The following is a 21429-nucleotide window of genomic DNA, read 5'->3' on the forward strand; positions in this document are numbered from 1 at the left end:
GTGGAGGTAGACATCATGCAAGACCCGATCATCCAGACTCCCGCAGCGCCGCCAACCGCCCCACGGCTTCCCTGGTATCGCAAGCTCGGCATGCAGGTGCTCGTCTCGCTGCTCCTCGGCATCGGCGTCGGCTTCGTGTTTCCGGCCTACGCCGCGAAGCTGAAGCTGCTGGGAGACATGTTCCTGTCGCTCATCAAGGTCGGCGTGGCGCCGCTCGTGTTCCTGACCATCGTGCACGGCATTGCGTCGGCAGGCGACGTGAAGAGCGCCGGACGTGTGGGCTGGCGGTCGATCGTCTACTTCGAGATCATTTCGACCATCGCGCTGGTGGTCGGCATGCTCGCGGGCAATCTGCTGGAGATCGGCAAGGGGATGGCCTACGTCACGGGCAGCGCCGTCACGCCGGCGACAAAGGCCGTCGCGCCGCAGGGCTTCCTCGAATTCATGATGCACATCGTGCCCGACAACTTCGTCGGCGCATTTGCCAAGGGAGAACTGCTGCAGGTCGTGCTGCTGGCGGTCATGGTCGGCATCGGGATCCTGGCCATTCCGGAGGCGCGCCGCGCGACGATCAACAATGGCCTCGACACCCTCTCCGACGTGCTGTTCTCCTTCATCAATCTCGTGATGAAGCTGGCGCCGATCGGCACCTTCGGCGCGGTGGCCTATTCGGTGGGCATCAACGGCGCGGCCGTCCTGGTCGCACTGGCGCAATTCGTGTTGAGCTTCTACGCGGTGGTGGCGCTGTTCATCGCCGTCGTGCTCGGCATCGTGGCCAGGGTGGCCGGCTTCAGCCTGTGGCGCTTCCTGCGGTACATCAAGGACGAGATCCTGATCGTGCTCGGTACGGCCTCGTCGGAAAGCGCACTGCCGCGCCTGCTGATCAAGCTCCAGCGGCTGGGCTGCGCCAAGCAGACCGTCGGCCTGGTGCTGCCTACCGGCTACGCTTTCAATCTCGACGGCACGTCGATCTTCATGGCGATGGGCGTGATGTTCATCTCCCATGCGTACGGGGTGCCGCTGACGCTGGACCACCAGCTCGGCATCCTGGTGCTGATGCTGCTGACGTCGAAGGGCGCGGCCACGGTATCCGGCGGCTCGTTCGTGGTGTTTGCGGCGACGGTGACGTCGACCGGGGTGCTGCCGGTGGAAGGGCTGGCCGTGATCTTCGGCGTCTACCGCTTCCTGTCGATGGCCATCTCGACCTGCAACACGATCGGCAACAGCGTGGCGACGGTGGTCGTCGCGAAATGGTCGGGCACGTTCGATGCCGAGCTGGCGAAGCGCCACCTGTATCCCGAGCGCTATCCCGACATGGCCGCGGCGGACGCCGTGCTCGACGACGGCGCCCTGCCGGGCGGCGCGGCCCATGCGGCCGATTCACATGCGTCCGGCACCCCGCTGCAACGCAGCACGGCTGCCTGAACTGAACGACCTTCGCTGAATTCATCATGACAACGTATCGTATCGAGAATGACTCGTCCGGCCCGGCGGACATCCCCGCCGACCGCTATTGGGGGGCCCAGACGCAGCGTGCGCTGGCCGTGTTCGCGGTCGGGGAGGAACGCTTCCCCGATTGCCTCGTCCATGCTTTCGGCCTGCACAAGCTGGCCGCCGCCCGCGCCAACCTGCGCTGCGGCGTGCTCGACGCGTCGCTCGGCGAAGCCATCGTGGCCGCCGCGGAAGAGCTGCGCAGCGGCCGATTCGACGATCACTTCCCGCTTTCCATCTGGCAGACCGGCTCGGGTACCCAGACCAACATGAACGCCAACGAGGTGATCGCGAACCGGGCCAACGAGCGGCTGGGGCAGCCGTTGGGCACCCGGTCCCCCGTCCACCCGAACGATCATGTGAACGCGTCGCAGTCGTCCAACGACAGTTTTCCGTCGGTCATGCACATGACCGCTGCCATCGAACTGGAAGACCGGCTGGCCCCGGCGCTTCGCCGGCTGCGCGACAGCCTGCACGAACGCGCCGTCGCGTTCGCCGACGTGCTGAAGATCGGCCGCACCCACCTGATGGACGCGGTCCCCACCACGCTCGGCCGTACCTTCGACGGCTTCACCGCGCAGATCGAGAATGCGCTGGCGCGCGTGCACGACACGATGCCCCGCCTGCTCGTCCTGCCGCAGGGCGGTACCGCGGCGGGGACCGGCCTGAACGCGCCGCCCGGCTTCGACCGTGCGTTCTGCGAGGAAGCGAGCCGCCTGAGCGGCCTGGCATTCCGTCCGAATCCGTGCAAGGTCGAAGGCATGGCCGCACACGACGCGTTGCTCGAACTCTCGGGTGTGCTCAACGTGATCGCCGCGTCGTTTACCAAGATCGCGAACGACCTGCGCTGGATGGGCTCCGGCCCGAACTCCGGCATTGGAGAATTGCTGCTGCCGGACGACGGGTTGACGTCCTCCATCATGCCGGGCAAACGCAATCCGACCATCGCCGAGGTCATGGTGCAAACGGCGATGCAGGTGGCCGGCAACCACGTGACGGTGACGATGGCCGCCTCCTCCGGCAGCTTTGAACTGAATGTGGCCAAACCGGTGCTGATCTACAACGTCCTGCAGTCGATCCGGCTGCTGGCGGACGGCGCGAACATGGTGGCCACCCGCCTCATTCCAGGCCTCCAGCCGGCGGGAGAACGGCTGGCGCGTGACCTGCAAAACCCTTTGCTTGCCGTCACCGCCCTCAACCCGGTGCTGGGATACGACAAGGCCGCCTCCATCACCCGCCATGCCGCTTGCCGCAGGATCGCGCCGCGCGAAGCGGCGATCGAACTCGGCCTGCTGGATGGGGAGACGTTCGACAGGCTGGTGGATCTCCGGCGCATGGCGGGGGCATGACGCGGCGTTGAAGCCGGGCAGGCCGGGGGTATCGTCGGCCTACCGGTCGGCTTAAAAGGCAGGATTCCGGACTATATCGGAACTGATCCGCTCGATATTTCCGGGCCATCATGCACCACGCACACCTCACCGAGCAGGCGAGCGCGAACGATCCAGTCTTCACTCAACGGATCAGCATGATGCACTCGTCGTCGAGCCTCGATACGTCGCCGGCACCCGCGTTGTTCGATACGATCGCCAACGCCCATGCGGCCATTCCGGGTCTCGATGACTTCTTCCATCTCTCGTCATTCATTTTCATCTGCATCATCCCGCTGATCTGGATCACGCTCTTAAGATCGGCACGCGACGCGTTGCGCCTCTGTAGCAGTCGCGAATATCGCCCCCCCTCGACACGCTTCCCGGTAGATCCCCGCACGAACCGGACGCTGCGGATCACGCGATCCCGTCCGGCTTCACGCGATGGCGTGCCAAACAACCGATCGCCACGAGACAGCGAACCCGCGACGGCTCGCTGCCGACAGAATCCACACCACCAGGAGACATCATGCAGATTACGCTGAACGACAAAGTAGCCGTCGTGACCGGCGCCGCGCAGGGCATCGGCCATGCGATCGCGAAGCAGCTCGCGCAGTGCGGCGCCGAGGTCGTCGTGAACGACGTCGACGAGCAACGGATCGCGTGTCCGGCCGCATCGACGCGGGCATGGTGTGGGTCAATACCTACTCGTTCCTGCGCTGGTCGACGCCGTACGGCGGCTTCAAGGCCAGCGGCTGGGGGCGCGAAAACGGAATCGGTGCGCTCGATCCGTATCTGGAAACCCGGACGACGGTGATCAGCACGACGGGGCAGTTCCCGAATCTTTACGGGGATTGAGCGAACTGCGCGCCGCAAGCCGGGCGCGACCATGATCCCTTCACGCTGCGCCCCCCCGGCAACGATCAACGACCGGGGGAGCACCGTCCAGACGATTCATGACTTGCCTTCCTATCGTCGCGCCCCGGGTCGCCACTCCACCCTCAACCGGCGTTGCGCTCGATCAGGAACCGGTCGCGACGGCCGCCTTTGATCCAGCCGGGCTCGCGCCCGCGCCCGCTCCATGTCGCGCCGGTCTTCGGATCGCGATAGCGCGGCGCCGATGCGCTCGTTCGCGACGTCGGTTTCGCCGCGCCGCCGCGGCGGCCGAAGATCTGTCCTGCGGTCAGCCCATATTCGGCGACCCGCGTGCGAATCTCCTGTATGACCGCCTCGAGTTCGGCGAGCCGGGCTTCCTCGACGCGCTTCATCAATTCATCGGCTTGCGCCTTCAATTCGCGATAACCGGACATACAACTCCTCCACATTCTCTTGGTGTAAAAAAACGAACGGCCGAGACGATGCGATCTCGTGAAAAGGCGCAACTGGAACATCCATTCAGGAAAACCGGAAAACGAATCACGCGCGGCCTGGCGCGTTATCGGCACGAAATTCACAAACCAGCTCGCCGCCGTCCGCGAGTTCATCGATCTGATCCAGCGTCAACGCGTCAATCGATGCGGCAACTTCATCCGAGATACCCAATTGCCGCTTGCCCTGTTCGTAATCGATACGCAATATGCGTTGTGCGAGCACGAGATACGCGCGGTTGAATTCCGCGATTGCATCGAAGATATCGCCTTGTCCGGTCATGACCGCTCCTGAGCCGACGGCGATCCTCGCATGCCGCACGCGCGGCACCGTGACCGGCCGTCCAGTAATGGATTCCTGAATCTATGTCAGGTGATCGACGTCATGCCGACAATTCCTAGACCGCATCCGACATATTCGAAATCGGGAATTGCAATTCATCATTCGTCATTCATCCCTGTCGGATTCAGCCTAGATTCGGTCGCTACTCGAAACGGGAACGCCCATACGATTGTCGAACGGCGCGCGGGTCCCGCCGCGCGAGCGATATGGCACCGGCGAACGATGATTGCATGCGCGTATCGTCGCCCTCCCTCGGCATTGTTGATGCCTGATCCTGAACGGATGGAAATCGAAAATCATGTTGAAAGTGACGAAAGCCGTATTTCCCGTTGCCGGTCTCGGCACGCGATTTCTGCCGGCGACCAAAGCCAGCCCGAAAGAAATGCTGCCGGTGGTGGACAAGCCGCTGATCCAGTATGCGGTCGAGGAAGCGATCGACGCGGGCATCACCGAAATGATTTTCGTGACCGGCCGCAGCAAGCGCGCAATCGAAGATCACTTCGACAAATCCTATGAGATCGAGGCCGAGCTCGAAGCGCGCGGCAAGGAAAAGCTGCTGTCGCTGGTTCGCAGCATCAAGCCGAGCCACGTCGACTTTTTCTACGTACGCCAGGCCGAAGCGCTGGGGCTCGGCCATGCCGTGCTGTGCGCGGAGAAGCTGGTCGGCGACGAGCCGTTCGCGGTGATCCTCGCCGACGACCTGCTCGACGGCCCGACGCCCGTGCTGCGCCAGATGATCGACGTGTTCGATCACTATCACGCGTCGGTGATCGGCGTGGAGGAAATCGCGCCCGAGGCATCGAAGTCGTACGGCGTGATCGAAGGCAAGCGTTGGGAAGACAACCTGTTCAAATTGTCCGGCATCGTCGAGAAGCCGGAGCCGGCGAAGGCGCCGTCGAATTTCGGCGTGGTGGGCCGTTACGTGCTGAAGCCGAAAGTGTTCGAGCATCTGCGCGCGCTGCGGCCCGGTGCCGGCGGCGAACTGCAGCTGACGGACGCGATCCAGTCGCTGCTCTCGGATGAACAGGTGCTCGCCCATCGCTACGACGGCACGCGTTTCGATTGCGGCAGCAAGCTCGGGTATCTGAAGGCGACGGTCGAGTTTGCGCTGCGGCACCCTGAAGTGGCCGCGGATTTCGAAAGCTATCTGGCGACGCGCATGTCGGCGCTGCTGGTCGCCTGAGCGGGCGGCCGTCACGAACCCGGTCATGTGGGCCGCCGTCAGCGATCTCGGCGACGCGGCGATGACGCTGCCGCTGGCCGTCGTGTGCATCGCCTGGCTCACGCGCTCGACGGCCGGACGGCGTCACGCGGCCTCATGGGCGCTGATGCTCGCGGCCGGCATGGCGCTCGTTGGCGCCACCAAGATGCTGTACGCCGGCTGCGGGATCCAGATTCGCCCGATCAATTTCCGCGTGATCAGCGGGCACACGATGCTCGCGTCGGCAGTCTGGCCGATGGCATGCATGCTGGTGCTGAGCAGCGGCGTGCAACCGCGGGCGAGTACGTCGCTGTCGCTCGGGCTCGGGCTCGGCGCGCTGATCGGCGTCGCACGCGTGTTCGACGACGCGCACACGCCGTCGGAAGTCGTCGCCGGCTGGCTCGTCGGCTCGGCGGTCGCGCTGGCGTTCGTGTGGCGGCATGGTGCGCCGCGCATCGACGCGCGGTATCGCGCGCTCGTCGCCGGCTCACTGCTGGCCGTGTCGGCGATCGCATATGGCCGTCATGCGCCGATTCAGGCGGCGATCGAGCTGTATTCGCCGTTTTTTTGCGGGCGATTCGCGTTTCAGCCGTGACGGGCGCGGCCGAGCGTCGCAAAGCGGCGCCATGCCGTACCGTGTGGCCGAACCTGACGAGCCGCCCGGTGCATGACCGGCCACGCCGGAAAACGACAGAATCCCGCACGAATCGGACAACGCGCCTCGCCCGTCCGTCCAACCCTCTATGCTTGATCGCCGGAACCGCTTCGTCCCGGACGACGGGCAACGGACGCGTGTTCCGCGTGCGCACTGGCGTGCAAGGCTGCCCTCCCCGACAGGCATCTTGCCGCGCGTCGCACGACATCGCGCCGCGCGGCGCCGGCACCGCCGGCACGCAGCGAATCCGGAGCCTCCGATCGGGCACTTGCATGTCGACCTTGCTCTTTTCAGCCAGCGTACTGTTCTTCTCGCTCAACGCGTTCAGCGTGCGGGCGACCTTCGCCGCGTATGTCCTGCTCTGCGCGCTCGCCTTTCTGCGCGCGCCGACGCTGATGAACCGGCAGCGGCACCTGTTTCCGGTGTGCACGTACTGGCTCATCAGCACCTGCCTCGCGTTCATCCTGTCCGCGTTCGGCGATTTCTACGTGAACTTCTTCATCAAGTTCGTGCTGATCCAGACGTACATCGCGCTGAGCTACTGGATGTTCGCCGGCGGCGTGCTCACGCGGGCATCGCTCGACACCGCGTGCAAGACGCTCATCTACGTGCACGCCGCGTTCTTCACGTTCCAGCTCGTCTTTTACCTCGGAACCGGCACCTTCATCGACTTCGACAGCTATGTGCGCGAAGCCGACTCCGAAGCGCTCTACGCGACCAAGGCGCTGACCGACAGCCTGATTTCGATCCGCGCGCTGGGCCTGTATTCCGAACCGTCGTTCTATGCGATGACGGTCGTCCCAAGCGCGGTGGTCCTGCTGCTGTCGAAGCGACGCATCACGCTCGCGCCCGTCGTCGGGTTCGCAACCGCGCTGCTCAGCTTCTCGGTTGCGTCGATGGCCGTCTGCGCGGCGCTGTGCGGGCTGCACGTGATCACAGGGCACGGGCGGCTGCGCACCCGGATCGCCGTCGTTGTCGTCGCGCTCGCGTGCGTGCCCTGGCTCTATAGCGTGTACGACCAGCGGGTGAACCAGTCGGTCGACTACGATGCGGTCGGCAGCCGGACGCTCGTGCTGACCGAGCTGACCGAGCGCGATGTCGTCGCGGGCGTGTTCGGCGACGGCCTGTTCTGGGACGAGCGCAACAACGTCGGGAAAACGCACCTGCGCGGCTACCAGGTGCGCGACAGCTCGTTCTACATCTACCTCGTGTTCGCCGCGGGCCTCGCCGGCTCCGTCGTGTTCTTCGGTACGCTCGTCATGCTGTTCCGCCGCAAGGGCCGGCGCAAGTACCTGCTCTATCTGCTGCCGATCCTGCTGTTCAAGTACCACGTGCTCTATGGCATGCTCTGGCTCACCATCCTGCTGTTCGTCGTGCTGGCCGACCAGGGCGCGCCGTACCGGCGCGCGGTTGCCCGTCCCATCCCGAACGCGTCCGGCGTCAAGCCGCTCGCGCACCTGACATGAGATCACTTCGACATGCATCGACGTTCCGCGCGCTGAAACGCTCGCTGATCGCGGCGCTGTGCCTGGGCTGCGTGGCGACGGCAGTCTACGCGCAAGCCGTCCCTGCGCCGCCCGGCGAGGTGATCGCGCACAGCCGGGCCGCCACGCGCGTGTATCTCGGCTCGCCGTCGCTGGCCGTGCTGCCGAACGGCGACTATGTCGCGAGCTTCGACACGTTCGGCGCCGCGTCGGCGCAGAACCGGGTGTCCGTGTTCACGTCGCATGACAAGGGCACGACCTGGTCGAGGCTCGGCGACGTGCCGGACCAGTACTGGTCGTCGCTGTTCGTGCTGAACGGGGCGCTGTACCTGATGGGCACCAACCGCTCGATGGGCACGCCGTCGATTCGCCGATCCGACGACGGCGGCGAAACCTGGACCACGCCGGCGGACGCATCCACCGGGCTGCTGCCGTATGCGGGGCGCTTCATCACCGGGCCGGTGCCGGTCCTCGTCGATCGCGGACGCGTATGGCGCGCCTATGAAAGCGTCGAGGACGGCGACCTGCGCGCGCTGGTGCTGTCCGCGCCCGTCGATCGCGACCTGCTCGATGCACGCAACTGGCGCGTGTCCGCGCACCTGCCGTCGGACAAGCGCTGGCTCGACGGCAAGTTCCAGTCGTGGGAAGAAGGCAACGTGGTCGGCCGGCAAGGCGCCGCGCCCGCCGTCATGCTGCGCGTGAACACCGCGAACGGCCCGGAGAAGGCCGCGCTGGTGGCGACGAGCGACGACGGCCGCACGCTGTCGTTCGACCCGGCACGCGATTTCGTCGACCTGCCGGGCGCCGGCAAGAAGTTCACGATTCGCTTCGACCCGCAGTCGAAGCAGTACTGGACGATCGCGAATGCGGTGCCGAAGAGCGCCGGGCGGATGAACCTCGAACGGGTTCGCAACACGCTGGTGTTGCTGTCGTCGCCCGATCTTCGGCAGTGGACCGCGCGGCGCGTCGTGTTGCAGCACGCCGATACGAAACGGCACGGCTTCCAGTACGTCGACTGGCAATTCGACGGTAGCGACCTCGTCGCGGTGCTGCGTGTCGCGTTCGACGACCCGGAAGGCGGCGCACAAAGCCAGCACGACTCGAATTTCATCACGTTCCTGCGCGTGCGCCGCTTCCGCCAGGACGCTGCATCCGGCGCGCTGACGCAAAGCCTGCAATAGCGCACGCCGGTGGGTCGGCACATCTCCCGCGCGTCGCTCGACGCCGCGGGAGAGGCCCATTCGTCATTTCTTGAACACGCCGACGACGTCGCCGCCGTCGACCACCAGCAGCGCGCCGATCCGCTGCTGCTGCATCAGCAGCAACGCATCCTCGACCCGTGTGCCGGGCCGCACCGTCGACGGCTCGATCGACATCATGTCGGCGGCCGTGCGCCGCAGTACGCCGTCGCCATGCCGCTCGATCGCGCGGCGGATGTCGCCGTCGGTCACGATGCCCCAGCCGGCGTCACGCCTCACGATCGCGAGTCCGAGCCGCCCGCGCGTCATCGCGTCCAGCACGTCGAGCGTCGCCGTGTGCTCCGTCACGAACGGCAGGTTGCCGCGCGCCATTTCGTCGTCGACCGTCGACAGCAGCCGGCGGCCGAGCGAGCCGCCCGGATGGAAACGCGCAAAGTGTTCCGGCTGGAAGCCGCGCGCCCGCATCAGCGTGATCGCCAGCGCATCGCCCATCGCGAGCGTCGCCGTCGTCGACGCGGTCGGCGCGAGCTGCAGCGGGCACGCCTCGCGTTCGACGCCGATGTTCAGATGGGCCCGCGCGGCGCTCGCGAGCGTCGACGCCGGATTGCCGGTCAGTGCGATCAGGTCGTTGCCGTTGCCGCGCAGGAACGGAATCAGCTTGATCACCTCGTCCGTTTCTCCCGAATTCGAAATCGCGAGAAACGTGTCGCCCGGCGTCACCATGCCGAGGTCGCCGTGATAGGCCTCGCCCGGATGCATGAAGAAGGCCGGCGTGCCCGTGCTCGAGAGCGTCGCCGCGATTTTCCTGCCGATGATGCCGGACTTGCCCATGCCGCACACGACGACCCGGCCGCTCGACGCCAGGACGATCTCGACCGCATCCTCGAAATTCGCGTCGAGCCGCGCGGCCACGCGGGTCAATGCGCGCGACTCGATCTCGAAGACCTGCCGGGCGGATTCAATATGGTTCTGTCGCATCGTGGGTTTGCCGTTTGAGAAGGGAGACGACACGGGCGACGTCGTCGGGCGTATCGATGCCGGCGGGCGGCGTGTCGGGCCAGCGCATCACGTCGATCGGGATGCCGAGCCACAGCGCCCGCAACTGCTCGAGCCTTTCCAGGTGCTCGAGTTCGCACGGTGCGGCGCTCGCCAACGCCTGCAACGTGGCATTCGCGTAGCCGTAAAGACCGATATGACGCAGGAACACGCCGCCGTTCGAACCATTCGAACCGCCCGCCCCCGCCGGCCGCCCGTCGCGGCAAAACGGGATCGCCGCGCGCGAGAAGTACAGCGCACGGCTGCGGCGGTCGACGACGAGCTTGACGATCGCCGGCTCGTCGAGCAGCGCGGCCTCGCCGACCGGGCAGGCAACCGTCGCGACACCGAGATCCGGTGCCGCACCGCAGAAGCCGGCGAATGCCTTCAGCAGTGCCGTCGGCACAAGCGGTTCGTCACCCTGCACGTTGAGCACCGCATCGGTGTCGGGCCAGCCGGACACACGCGCGACTTCCGCCGCGCGGTCGGTGCCGGACGCATGACCGGTATCGGTCATCGCGAACCGGATGCCGCGCGCATCGAGCACATCGGCGATGCGTGCGTCGTCGATCGCGACGACGATGTCGGTATCGGGTAGCGCGCGGCGCACGCGCGCGTGCACGCGGACGATCATCGGCTCGCCGTCCAGATCGACGAGCGGCTTGCCCGGCAACCGCGCCGAACCGTACCGTGCCGGAATCACGACGCGCACAGGGCGCCTGCTATTGAACGACGTCATGGCCGCTCCATTGTTCGAGCAACGGCCGGTACGCGTCGTCGAGCGACAGCCCGGCCTCCATCAACAGATGCTCGGCCACTTCGCGCGCGACGCCGCGGCCGCCGGCCGTGCGCGCGACATGGTCGACGCGCGCGAGCACGAGCCGATGCGCATCGGCCGGCGCATACGACACGCCGACGCGTTCGATGACCGCGAGATCGTTCACGTCGTCGCCGACATACGCGACCTCGTGATCGTCCACCTTTTGCCGCGCCTTGATGTCCGCATAACCGGCGCCCTTGTCGTCGCAGCCGCTCACGAGCACGTCGACGCCGAGCTGCGCCGCGCGCCACGTCAACGCGCCGCTGTGCTTGCCCGACAGGATGCCGGTGCGGATGCCGTGCGCGCGCAGCAGCGCGACCGCGACGCCGTCGTGCGCGTGAAAGCTCTTCATGCACTCGCCTTCGTGCGTCACGTGCAGCAAGCCGTCGGTCAGCACGCCGTCGACGTCGAACAGCACCAGGCGCACGGGCCCGCGATACGTCGCGCCGCTCACCGGATATCGAGCGGCGGCAGCCGCTTGACCAGGTCGTCCACCGCCTTCACCTGCTGCAGGAACGCGTCGAGCAACGCGAGCGGCAGCGCGCTCGGGCCGTCGCAGCGCGCGCGGTCGGGGTCGGGATGCGCTTCGAGGAACAGCCCGGCCAGCCCGACCGCCATCCCGGCGCGCGCAAGATCGAGCACCTGGCGCCGCCGGCCACCCGATGCGGCGCCGCCCGGATCGCGCATCTGCAGGCTGTGCGTGACGTCGAAGATCACCGGGCAGTCGCCCGTCGCGTCGCGCATCTGGCGGAAGCCGAGCATGTCGACGACGAGATTGTCATAACCGAACGACGAGCCGCGCTCGCACAGGATCACGCGGTCGTTGCCGGCTTCGCGGCACTTCGACACGACGTGCTCGATCTGCGTCGGGCTCATGAACTGCGGCTTCTTGATGTTGAGCGCGTTGCCGGTCTGCGCGATCGCGACCACGAGGTCGGTCTGGCGCGCGAGGAACGCCGGCACCTGCAGCACGTCGACGACCTTCGACACCGGCCCGGCCTGCCACGTTTCATGCACGTCGGTGATCACGGGCACGCCGAACCGGCGCTTGACCTCGTCGAAGATCCGCAGCCCCTCGTCGAATCCGACGCCGCGATACGAGTGAATCGACGAGCGGTTGGCCTTGTCGAACGACGCCTTGAACACCAGCGGAATGCCGAGACGGCGCGTGACCTCGACGAACGTGCCGCAGACGTCGAGCGTGAAGTCCAGGCTTTCGAGCACGTTGAGGCCGCCGAACAGGACGAACGGCAAGTCGTTGCCGACGGTGACGTCCGGGGTGAGGGTTACATTCATACAGTTCTCCACGAAATTGGGGCGGCGTTGGGCGCGTCGCGTCGCGGCGAATGCCGTGCGATTCGCGCCAGTCGGGCGCAGCCGGATGCCGGTGTCAGCGGGCTGCCCATGCAGCATAGAGCGGCGCAAGCTCGCCGAACAGGCGCTCCTCGCCGAAGCGCCGACGCGCCTCGCGGCTCGCCCGCCGGGCCAGTTCCCGGCGCAGCGCGTCGTCGGCGGCGAGGCGCTCAAGCCACGCGACCGCGTCGGCCGCCGTCGCGTAGATCACGCCGGTCTGCAGATGGCGCACGACATCCACATTGCCGGCGCACCCGGACACGACGACGGGCCGCCCGGCCAGCATCGCCTCGATGACCGACACCGGCATGCCTTCCCACGACGACGTCGACAGGTACACGTCAGTGGATGCGAGGCGCCGCGCGACCTCGTCGTGCGGCAACCATCCGGTCACCTCGACGCCCGCCTCGGCCAGCCGCAGCTTCGATGCATCGTCGCCGTCGCCGATCCAGACGAAACGCACGCCGCGCGCACGCAAGCCGTGCGCGATCTGCGCGAACAGCGCCGGATTCTTTTGCGCGCGAATGCCACCGACGGTCACGACGCACAGGGGGCCGTCCGTCGGCCGCCCTTCATCTCCCGCCCGTGCCGAGGACGGCCTCTCGACTACCGCGTTCTCGACCACCACCACCGGCTGGCGAAGCCAGGCGCGGATCGCGCGGCCCTCGCTTTCCGAGCATGCGACGTAAAGGCATTTCCGCACGCACGCGATCCATTCGAGACCGACGAATGCCAGCCGCTTCACGCCGGAGATATCGCGGCGCATGAACGAGATGCAATGCGGGCTGTAGAAGAACGCCGCGTTCGGCAACGCGAACAGCGTCGACAGCCGCCCGAGAAAGCCGGCGAACGACGAATGCAGATGCACGACGTCCGGGCCGATCTCGGTGAGCGTCGCGCGCAGCCGGCTCACGGTCCGCAGCAGGCCCGCGCCTTTCATCTGGACGTGGCGCAGCGACACGCGCGTGTCGAACATCGCGGCAAGACCGGGCGGCGTGTCCGGCCGCACCGAGTAGACGACGTGAACATCGTGGCCTTCGCGAGCCAGGCGGTTCGCGATCAGGCACACCATCGACAACGTGCCCGTGGCGCTGGATTCGACCATGTGGACGATCTTCATCGGAATCCGTTCCATGAGGGATGAGCCGTCGCGCACCGACGGCGAATGACGTCGTCAGACACCGGGACGGCGCCCCGCGACCGCATCGATATACGCGAGCACGCCCGAACGCTCGATCACGCGCCCCCATTCGAGCGACTGCATCGCCGCCGGGTCGGGACGGGTCGCCCGGATCCGCGACAGCGGAAACAGGTCGTCGAAGATCGTCGCACCGGTGACGTGGCACTGGATGCCGAGTTCGTGCGCGGTGCGCACATTCGACGGCGCGTCGTTGCAGATGATTTTCTTGCCGAGCGACGCGTATTCGAGCAGCTTCGTCGGTGTCTGGAAGCAATGCGGCCGGTGATACGGAAAGAAGCACACCGCGTATTCACTGTCGCGGACGATCCGGAGCGCGGCCGGCTGCGGCACGCGGCCGACGAAGCGGATGCCCGGCGTGCCGGCGAACGCCGCGTGGATCTCGGGCTCCGGGTGGCCGACCAGCACGAGCGTGTCCGAATCGTCGCGGCGCGCGTCGCGATAGGCGGCCAGCACCTTGTGAAAACCGCGCTCGCGGCTCATCTCGCCGATGTAGCAGAACCTGCCGGACGGCATCGGCGCGACATGGTCGCTACCCGGCGCGACATGGTCGCTACCCGCGTCGGCCGGATCGAAGATCCAGTCCGGCACGCCCATCGGCAACAGCAACGCGCGCACGCCGTCGCGAAACGCCATCGCGTCGCACATCTGCTCGTTCTGGAAGATCCGCAAGTCGGGCCGGACGTTCAGCATGCGCTTCACGCCGTCCTTGACGGCCGCGAGCCGGCCGACCGACAGCGACCGATAGTCGTGAATCACGAACCGCGCGGGCGGCAGCGCGCGATAGAAACCCATGATGCACCACAGGATGCAGATGTCCCGATCGGGAAAGCGCGCGTACGCATCGAGATCGCCATCGAACACCTCGAACCCGTGCGTCCTCAAACGGCTGCGGTAGGCGGCGATCTCGGGGTAGTTCGCCTTGCCGGGATGCAGTATGAACACTTTCATGTCGGTTCCTGTTCGTTGTCGAGAATGCGCGCGGGAACGCCGACTGCCACGCAGCGGTCGGGCACGTCGCGCAACACCACCGCGCCCGCGCCGATCCGTGCGCCGTCGCCGACCCGCACCACGCCGAGCACGACGCTGTGGGCGCCGAACTCCACGTGATCGCCGATCGTCGGCACGCCGCCGAGCGTGCCGTCCTTCCGGATGGTGTTGCCGATCGTCACGCCGTGCCGCAGCGTGCAGTAGTCGCCGATCACCGCGTAGCCGTTGATCACGAGGCCGGTGCCGTGATAGAGCGCGAGCCCCTTGCCGATCCTCGTCTTCACCGGAATCTCGATGCCCATCAGCCAGTCGCACAGCACGATGTAGAGCAGGATCAGCGGTGCGCCGGCCAGCAGCGTGAACCGGCTCCGGCACGCGAGGTAATGCACGACGCGGTAGAAAATCACCACGCTGCGCGTCTTCACGAACGCATTGCGGCGGCAGTCTTCGGCGATGGCCTCGGCGGTCTGTCTCAACGTGATGCCCATCTCAGTGCCGTCTCGCGAATACGCGCCGGGCCGCATCGGCGGGAATGCGCGCGGCGCCGAAGTAGTCGATACCGTCGACCAGGAACGAATGGATGTACTTCAGCAGCCGCTCGCGATCGAACTCCTTGTAGAAGCAGCGGCCCAGCGACACCACGCGCTTGCCGTACAGCATCGCCTCGAGCCCGACGGTCGAATTGATCGTGACGACCGCATACGCGTGCCGCAGCAGCTCCGTGGTCGGCGACGTGACGATTTCGAAGTGGTACGTCTGCTGCAGGCGCACGATCGCGTCGATCTCGGCCGCATCGGTCTCGGCCGGATGCAGTTTCACGAACAGGTCGGCGCTCTCGTTCGCCGCGAACTCGAACGCATGGCGGATCGCCTCGAGATTGCCGACGTCCGAATGCAGCCTGATCTGCGTGTCGCCGGACACCTGCAGCGGCAGGAACACATAGCGGTTCGTCGCCAGCGTGTCGGCCGACATGTACGTGGCCTGGCGCGGCGCCGGCATCCCGTTGCGCGCCCGCACGCTCGCCAGGCGCCGGCGGCCGACGCCTCGGCTGAGCACCTTCAGCAGGTAGTTGGTCGCCGACATGGCCTTGCGCGCGAACGACGTCCGCGCCTGCGGCAGCGGCATCCGCTTGTAGTGCTCGTAGGCCGACAGCCAGCGCGCATGCGTGTGCTCGTCGGGCAGCGGCAGCCGATCGATGGCCTCGGGGTTGCGGCTGATCGTCGACAGCGCATTGACGCCCAGCGAATCGACGAACAGCTTGCCCGGCAGGTTCGAGATCTCGATGAAGCGGGTCGCGACGCCGTACACCGTGCAGGCCTGCCGCACCGCGCGGCACACCAGTTGCTGCCCGTTCCACATCACGCACAGCTCGATCCGCAGGCCGCGCAGCACTTCCGATGCGATGTGGAAGATCGCGGCCGACTCGCGCTTCGCGCGGGCCTCGGTCATCTGCCCGTTCAGCACCTCGATCGACAGCTGATACGGCGTGCGGTCGGCCGGCTGCCCGTCGGGCGCGTCGATCGGCATCAGGCGGTTCAGGTACACCGAGCGATAGCCGCTCAGCACCAGGCCGAGATGCGCGACCGGTTCGCTCGTCAGGAACGCGAACTCGTATTCGTGCCGCACCGCGCTCACGAGCCGGGTCGCGAAGGTGTAACGCTCGAGGGAATCGATGACGATCAGGATCATGGTGTACTCGTTCGTCGTAGCGGCGATCTCACGCCAGCGCGCGGGATCGGGACAGGTTCGTGTCGAGGACCCGGTACGTGAGCGCGATGCCGGCCGCCATCAGCGCCGCGCCGGTCAGCGAAAAAATCTGCACGCTCGTCGGGGCCGACAGGTTCATCAGCCGTGCGATGCCCAGCGCCCCGGCCAGACACACGCCGCAGGTCAGCTGAAACAGGAAATCGATGCGCTGCGCGCGTGTCGCGAGGAAGATCTGCGACAGCGGCACGTAGACCAGCTGCAGCGCGAACAGCGGCATCAGGCTGTGATAGAACCCGACCGAGCCGCGCCAGCTCGCGCCGAAGAACAGGTTCACGAGCGGCGCGAACAGCAGCAGCCCGCCGGCCATGTACACGACCGCGAGCGCCGTGAGCGCGCGGGCGTAGGTCCGGTACACGCGCGGCACCGTCGTGCCCGCATCCGCGCGTGCCATCGCACCGATCGCGTCGCGGCGGAACACGCCGCCGACGCTTTGCGCGATCAGCGACACCGGAAAGAAGCCGAGCCGGTATGCGGCCGCGAAGTAGCCGGCGCTCTGCGCATCGAACCAGTGCGGAATCGCGATCGACAACGCATAGGTCAGCACCGACGCGCACAGCGTCGACGGCAGGATATACAGCGCGAAACGTCGGTTCCTGACGAAGAAAGCGCGCGATAGCCTGAACGCGTACCCGGCGCGATAGCCGGAGAACAGGATCGCCCCGGCCATCACGACCGACACCGCCGCGCTCACCCACGCGTACAGCGCGAACACGTCGACGCTTGCGCACGCGGGGCATGCGAGCGACAGCACGAGGCCCGCGAGGAACGCGCCGTTGACCACCACGCGCGACAGCGCGATCCAGCCGTAGCGCCTGAGGCTGTTCAGGTAGGATCCGGCGGCCAGCTGCACGAACGTTGCCAGCGCATAGACGGCGACGAGATGGAGATCCCCGCGCCCTGCGAGGGCGATCAGGAGGCCGAACACCGCGATCACGACCAGGCTCAGCGCCGTCACGTTGACGAACGCGTTGAACGACTCGCCCGGCGTGTCGTCGACGCACGCGAGTTCGTAGCGGAACGCGAGCAGCGTGCCGACGAAGGTCGCGAGCGCGAGCAGATAGTTGAAGTGTCCGAGCGACTCGGGCCCGAAGCGCCGCCCGATCACGAAGATGCAGGCGAACAGCGCGATCTGGCCGACCACGACGCCGGCGAGCGATACGATCGAATCGCGAGGATTGATCATTTCGCCTCCGTGCGCGGTACGTGGCCGGATACGCGGGCCGGGCCGCCGGCGGCGCTGCGCGCGTCACGCATCCTGCGCTCCGTATTCGTAGGCGACATAGCGATAACCGCCGTACTTCGACCCGTACCCGTATTGCCCGAGCCGCGGGTTGACGCCGTTGAAGATGACGCCGCTCAGGCGGACGCCGTTCTGCGCGAAACGCTTCGTGGATTCGCCGATCTCGCCGAGCTTCGTCCTGCCCGCCATCGTGACGAGCAGCGCGGTGCCGGCGACCGCGCCGAGAATGCCGGTATCGGGCACGGCTAGCACCGGCGCCGAGTCGATCACGACGATGTCGTAATGCGACGACAGATCGTCGACCAGCGCCGCGAGATTGCGGTTCAGCAGCAGTTCCGCCGGATTCTTCGGCATCGTCCCGGTCGAGATGAAGTCGAGGCCGTCGACCACCTCGCGGTGAATCACGTCCTCCACGCGCGCACTGCCGGCGATCAGCTCCGTGAAGCCGCGGCCGCGCGGGAAGCCGAGATAGTCGTGCAGCCGGCCCTTGCGGATGTCGCCGTCGATCAGCAGCACGCGCTTGCCGGCGCTCGCCATCACGACCGCGAGGTTCGACGACAGGAAGGTCTTGCCGACGCCCGGCGCCGGACCGGCGATCAGCACGATGTTGTTCTTCGCCTCGAGCATCGCGAACTGCAGCGCGGTGCGCAGGCTGCGCAGGCACTCGACGGCCGGTTCGTTCGGGAAGTCGATCGACAGCAGCGACTTGCGGCCGCTCTTGCGCTCGGCGTCCTCGGCCAGCTCGCGCTGATGGTCGCTGATCGGCACCGTCGCGTACACGGCGAGGCCGAGACGGCGCTCGATCTCGTTGTGATCGGAGATGCCGTGGAACAGCATCGAGCGGGCGATCGCGGTGCCGCACCCGGCGAGCAGCCCGAGCAGCAGTGACGCCAGCGCGACAAGCGCCTTCTTCGGCCGCACCGCCACTTCCGGCACCGCCGCCGTATCGACGAGGCGCACGTTGCCGGTCTTGCCGGCCTGCACGAGCTGCAGTTGCTGCATGTTGTTCAGCAACGCCGTGTAGAGGTCGGTGTTGACCCGCACGTCGAGCATCAACCGGACGGTTTCCTGCTGCAGGTCCGGCAAGCGTCGGATCTGCTGCTCGGCCGAGCTGCGGTAACCGCTCAGCGCGGCAATCTGCTCGTCGATCGCGGCCACGCTCGGATGCCGCCCGGTGAAGCGCGACATCAGCTCCTGGCGCTTCTGCTGCAGTTCGAGCAGGCGCGTCTTCGCGTCGGCGGTCTGCGCCAGCGCGAGCTTCGCTTCCTCGGTGAGGTCGACCGTGCCGTGCTCGTTGCGCAGCTTCGTCAGGCGCGCTTCGGAATCGGTCAGCTGCTGCTTGAGCTGCGGCAGTTGCCCGCTCAGGAACTCGAGCGACTGCGCGGCTTCCGCCGACTTCCGCTCGATGTTCTGCCGCACGTACTGACGGCCGATCTCGTTCATCGTGTCGGCGACCCATTTCGGGTCGGTGTCCTGCAGGCTGGCGACGACGACGTCCGATTGCTTCACGCGCTCCTGCACGTTGAGGCGGTCGCGGATGTCCTCGATCGTCTTCAGCCGCGAGTTGCGCACCAGCACGAACGCGGCGCCGGGCTTCGCGGCGATCGACGCGACCCGCAGCGTGATCGGGCCGCGCGGCGAGCTGAAATGCTCGAGCGTGCCGACCGTGCCCTCGACCGGTGCGTCGAGATCGCCACCGTCGAACCGATAGCGCTCGCCGCCGAGGCTCGTCAGCGTGAACGCGTCGCCTTCATTCTTGCGCGGCACGTCGAAACGCGGCACGTCGATGCGTTCGCGGCCCCATGCATAGCCGCCGAAGCCGGCCAGTCCGGGATCGGACAGGCCGTCGGCATGGCGCGCGATCCAGTCGCCGATCAGCGGGAAGCGCTTCGGCTCGGCATCGATGAACAGGTTGAGCTTATCGACCGCGCGTTCGACGACGAGGCGCGACGCGAGGATCTGCTGCTCGGCGGCGGCCGACGACTTGACGTCGAACAGCGCCGACACGTCGCCGAGCAACGACTTGGCGGCTGACGTGTCCGGGCTGTCCTCGACCTGGACCAGGATGTTGGCTTCGAACACCGGCTTGCCGAGAATCGCATACGCGAGGCCGACGGCCAGCAGCACGCACGTGATGGTCGCGATCAGCCAGCGGCTTTCCAGCAGGATGTCGAGCACCGCGACGAAGTCGGTCTCGCTGCCGTCTTCGGCGGGTTGCTGCGGCGGGGCGGAGGGTTGGGTCATGGCAACGATAGGAGGCGTATTGGGTTCCAGTGGGGCGTCGACCAACGGCCGCGTCAGACGATACGCAGGCGCTTCGACCACTCGGACACACCGAGCTCGATCAGTCGCGCGCAGCGTTCGAACACGAATCTGGGCTGGCGGTAAGGGTCGTGCACGTCGAAATCCGTGTACTCGCCGAGACGGAACACGCGCCCTCGCACGAACGGGAACTGGTTCTCGAGCGACGCGCGCTGGCGACGGTCCATCACCAGGATCAGGTCGGCGTCGGTACACAGCGTGCGGCCGATCTGCTGCGCGCGATGCGTCGACACGTCGAAGCCGCGCATCCGCATCACGTCCTGCGTATACGGCGCAGGCGGCATGCCGACCAGCGCGTTCAGGCCCGCTGACGCGATGCGGCGCCCCGGCATCGCGTGACGCAGCATCGCTTCGGCCATCGGGCTGCGGCAGATGTTGCCCTCGCAGACGATCAGGATCGATTCCATCATTTGGTCGCGATCGCTCCGGTCAGGCCGGCGTTGATGGCCGGCAGCAACAGGCTGAGCACGCGGCTGAAGCGAACGAGCCCGTTGCCGTCGACGTACACGACGTCCTTCGGTTTCAGCTGGAACTGATTCGCCAGCACCATCGCGACCGGCGAGCGAGCGTCGAGGTGATAGACCTGCGGCTGCTCGTCCTGCATCCCGCGCACCACGTAGAGCTGTGCCGCATCGGCCGTGTTCGCGTTCAGGCTGCCCGCTTGCGAGATCGCCTCGCTCAGCGTCAGCCGGCCATTGCGCATCGGCAACGCCGTCACCGGCTTGTTGACCTCGCCCATCACGAACACACCGCTCTCGTCGCGCGGCAGCACGCGTACGAGATCGCCGTTGCGCAGCACGATCTTCGACGGGTTGCGCCCCTGCTCGGCCATCTCGGTCAGGTCGATCCGGCGTTCGACGCCGTCACGCACGAGCACGATGCGGCTCTGGTCGGCCGACGCCGCAAAGCCGCCGGCCCGCCCGATCGCGTCGTACAACGTCATCGGGATGTCGTTCACGGGCTGCGAGCCCGGCGTATGCACCTCGCCCTCGATATACACCTGCTTCGCGCGGAACGACGCGATGCGCACCGTGACCTGCGGATCCCTGAACGTCTTGTCGAGACGGCGCGTGAGCTGCGTCTGTACCTGCTCGGCCGTCAGACCGGCCACCGGCAAGCGCCCCGCGAACGGATACTGCAGCGTGCCGTCCTGGTCGACGACGAAGCCCGGCGGCGCATCCGCCGCGCGCGGCGCGGCCTGCGCCGGCGCGCCGAGCGCCGCCGCGAGTTCGGGGTGGTCCCAGACGGTGATCTGCAGCACGTCGCCACGGCCGATGGTGTACGCATCCGGAGACGCGACGATATCGTGCGCTTCGCCGCGCGTACTGCGTTCGGTTTCGCGCATGCGCCGGATCAGCAACAGGTCGATATTCGTGACCGGCACCGGCAGATCGGCGCGCTCGTCCGGCGTGGCGCCGCTTTGCAGCGGAATCGACGCCGGCTGCTGCATGCGCATGCCCGGCGCGATGCCGCACGCGCTCAGCCATGCACACAGCGGCAGGATCATCACGAGCGGCCCGACACGCGATGGTCGACGCGGCGCGATCGCGCGCGCCGACTCCATTTGACGCAACCTCTGCATTACCACCTCGCACTT

The 21429-nt window shown here is 66.9% G+C and carries 22 protein-coding genes and 1 pseudogene; 8 read left to right on the forward strand and 15 right to left on the reverse strand.

The window, feature by feature from the left end; translation table 11 throughout:
* The first annotated feature begins 15 nt into the window (after positions 1-15).
* Positions 16-1425, forward strand: coding sequence for a cation:dicarboxylate symporter family transporter (locus HAV18_RS17795; RefSeq protein ID WP_166958076.1), 1410 nt, complete (start codon positions 16-18; stop codon positions 1423-1425).
* Between the two features lie 26 nt (positions 1426-1451).
* Complete coding sequence (locus HAV18_RS17800; RefSeq protein ID WP_166958078.1) at positions 1452-2840, forward strand: lyase family protein; 1389 nt, start codon at positions 1452-1454, stop codon at positions 2838-2840.
* 163 nt (positions 2841-3003) lie between these two features.
* Here the strand turns inward: HAV18_RS17800 and HAV18_RS39665 are convergent, their stop codons facing one another.
* On the reverse strand, positions 3004-3168 hold the full coding sequence (locus tag HAV18_RS39665) for a hypothetical protein (RefSeq protein WP_208102009.1): 165 nt from the start codon (positions 3166-3168) through the stop codon (positions 3004-3006).
* A gap of 219 nt (positions 3169-3387) precedes the next feature.
* On the opposite strand from HAV18_RS39665, the pseudogene HAV18_RS39960 reads away from it, so the two are divergent.
* Positions 3388-3477: pseudogene (locus HAV18_RS39960) on the forward strand (oxidoreductase); the annotation flags it as partial.
* Positions 3478-3521: 44 nt separating this feature from the next.
* On the forward strand, positions 3522-3716 hold the full coding sequence (locus HAV18_RS39965) for an aldehyde dehydrogenase family protein (RefSeq protein ID WP_347814769.1): 195 nt from the start codon (positions 3522-3524) through the stop codon (positions 3714-3716).
* 143 nt (positions 3717-3859) lie between these two features.
* On the opposite strand, the gene HAV18_RS17815 is transcribed toward HAV18_RS39965, so the two are convergent.
* Both HAV18_RS17815 and HAV18_RS17820 read right to left on the reverse strand, forming a co-directional pair.
* A complete protein-coding gene (locus HAV18_RS17815; protein WP_166958788.1) occupies positions 3860-4168 on the reverse strand; it encodes an H-NS histone family protein in 309 nt (102 codons plus the stop codon).
* 106 nt (positions 4169-4274) lie between these two features.
* The gene (locus HAV18_RS17820) at positions 4275-4508 is read right to left on the reverse strand and encodes a flagellar transcriptional regulator FlhD (RefSeq protein WP_166958080.1); all 234 of its coding nucleotides are present in this window, start codon (positions 4506-4508) and stop codon (positions 4275-4277) included.
* Positions 4509-4866: 358 nt separating this feature from the next.
* Between HAV18_RS17820 and galU the strand changes: the two genes are divergently transcribed.
* The 4 genes from galU to HAV18_RS17840 all read left to right on the forward strand — a co-directional run bounded on the left by galU (position 4867) and on the right by HAV18_RS17840 (position 9089).
* Positions 4867-5751, forward strand: coding sequence for a UTP--glucose-1-phosphate uridylyltransferase GalU (gene galU / locus HAV18_RS17825; protein WP_166958082.1), 885 nt, complete (start codon positions 4867-4869; stop codon positions 5749-5751).
* A gap of 25 nt (positions 5752-5776) precedes the next feature.
* Positions 5777-6364: a phosphatase PAP2 family protein gene (locus HAV18_RS17830; protein ID WP_166958084.1), complete on the forward strand. Its 588-nt coding sequence runs from the start codon at positions 5777-5779 to the stop codon at positions 6362-6364.
* 332 nt (positions 6365-6696) lie between these two features.
* Positions 6697-7890: a hypothetical protein gene (locus HAV18_RS17835; protein WP_166958086.1), complete on the forward strand. Its 1194-nt coding sequence runs from the start codon at positions 6697-6699 to the stop codon at positions 7888-7890.
* A complete protein-coding gene (locus HAV18_RS17840; RefSeq protein ID WP_243771687.1) occupies positions 7887-9089 on the forward strand; it encodes a sialidase family protein in 1203 nt (400 codons plus the stop codon). The genes HAV18_RS17835 and HAV18_RS17840 overlap by 4 nt, the downstream gene beginning before the upstream one ends.
* Positions 9090-9152: 63 nt before the next feature.
* On the opposite strand, the gene HAV18_RS17845 is transcribed toward HAV18_RS17840, so the two are convergent.
* The 12 genes from HAV18_RS17845 to HAV18_RS17900 form a co-directional block, all read right to left on the reverse strand.
* Positions 9153-10085, reverse strand: coding sequence for an SIS domain-containing protein (locus HAV18_RS17845; protein WP_166958088.1), 933 nt, complete (start codon positions 10083-10085; stop codon positions 9153-9155).
* Positions 10066-10881, reverse strand: a complete 816-nt coding sequence (kdsB, locus tag HAV18_RS17850) for a 3-deoxy-manno-octulosonate cytidylyltransferase (RefSeq protein WP_166958090.1) — start codon at positions 10879-10881, stop codon at positions 10066-10068. Before kdsB ends, HAV18_RS17845 begins: the two co-directional genes overlap by 20 nt.
* Complete coding sequence (locus HAV18_RS17855; protein WP_166958092.1) at positions 10865-11416, reverse strand: HAD family hydrolase; 552 nt, start codon at positions 11414-11416, stop codon at positions 10865-10867. The genes kdsB and HAV18_RS17855 overlap by 17 nt, the downstream gene beginning before the upstream one ends.
* Positions 11413-12258 carry a 3-deoxy-8-phosphooctulonate synthase gene (gene kdsA / locus HAV18_RS17860; RefSeq protein ID WP_166958094.1) on the reverse strand — a complete coding sequence of 282 codons (846 nt, stop codon included), beginning with the start codon at positions 12256-12258 and terminating at the stop codon, positions 11413-11415. Before kdsA ends, HAV18_RS17855 begins: the two co-directional genes overlap by 4 nt.
* A 94-nt stretch (positions 12259-12352) precedes the next feature.
* A complete protein-coding gene (locus tag HAV18_RS17865; RefSeq protein WP_166958096.1) occupies positions 12353-13435 on the reverse strand; it encodes a glycosyltransferase in 1083 nt (360 codons plus the stop codon).
* Positions 13436-13489: 54 nt separating this feature from the next.
* The gene (locus HAV18_RS17870; RefSeq protein WP_166958098.1) at positions 13490-14464 is read right to left on the reverse strand and encodes a glycosyltransferase; all 975 of its coding nucleotides are present in this window, start codon (positions 14462-14464) and stop codon (positions 13490-13492) included.
* Complete coding sequence (locus tag HAV18_RS17875) at positions 14461-14991, reverse strand: serine O-acetyltransferase (RefSeq protein WP_166958100.1); 531 nt, start codon at positions 14989-14991, stop codon at positions 14461-14463. Before HAV18_RS17875 ends, HAV18_RS17870 begins: the two co-directional genes overlap by 4 nt.
* Before the next feature lies 1 nt (position 14992).
* Positions 14993-16192, reverse strand: coding sequence for a capsular biosynthesis protein (locus tag HAV18_RS17880; protein WP_166958102.1), 1200 nt, complete (start codon positions 16190-16192; stop codon positions 14993-14995).
* Between the two features lie 28 nt (positions 16193-16220).
* Positions 16221-17453: an oligosaccharide flippase family protein gene (locus HAV18_RS17885; RefSeq protein ID WP_166958104.1), complete on the reverse strand. Its 1233-nt coding sequence runs from the start codon at positions 17451-17453 to the stop codon at positions 16221-16223.
* Positions 17454-17516: 63 nt separating this feature from the next.
* Complete coding sequence (locus HAV18_RS17890) at positions 17517-19754, reverse strand: polysaccharide biosynthesis tyrosine autokinase (protein ID WP_166958106.1); 2238 nt, start codon at positions 19752-19754, stop codon at positions 17517-17519.
* 53 nt (positions 19755-19807) lie between these two features.
* Positions 19808-20242 carry a low molecular weight protein-tyrosine-phosphatase gene (locus tag HAV18_RS17895; protein WP_166958108.1) on the reverse strand — a complete coding sequence of 145 codons (435 nt, stop codon included), beginning with the start codon at positions 20240-20242 and terminating at the stop codon, positions 19808-19810.
* Positions 20239-21414, reverse strand: a complete 1176-nt coding sequence (locus HAV18_RS17900; protein ID WP_166958110.1) for a polysaccharide biosynthesis/export family protein — start codon at positions 21412-21414, stop codon at positions 20239-20241. The genes HAV18_RS17895 and HAV18_RS17900 overlap by 4 nt, the downstream gene beginning before the upstream one ends.
* Between the last annotated feature and the right edge of the window lie 15 nt (positions 21415-21429).

Source organism: Burkholderia sp. D-99 (assembly GCF_011605345.1).
Classification (GTDB): domain Bacteria; phylum Pseudomonadota; class Gammaproteobacteria; order Burkholderiales; family Burkholderiaceae; genus Burkholderia.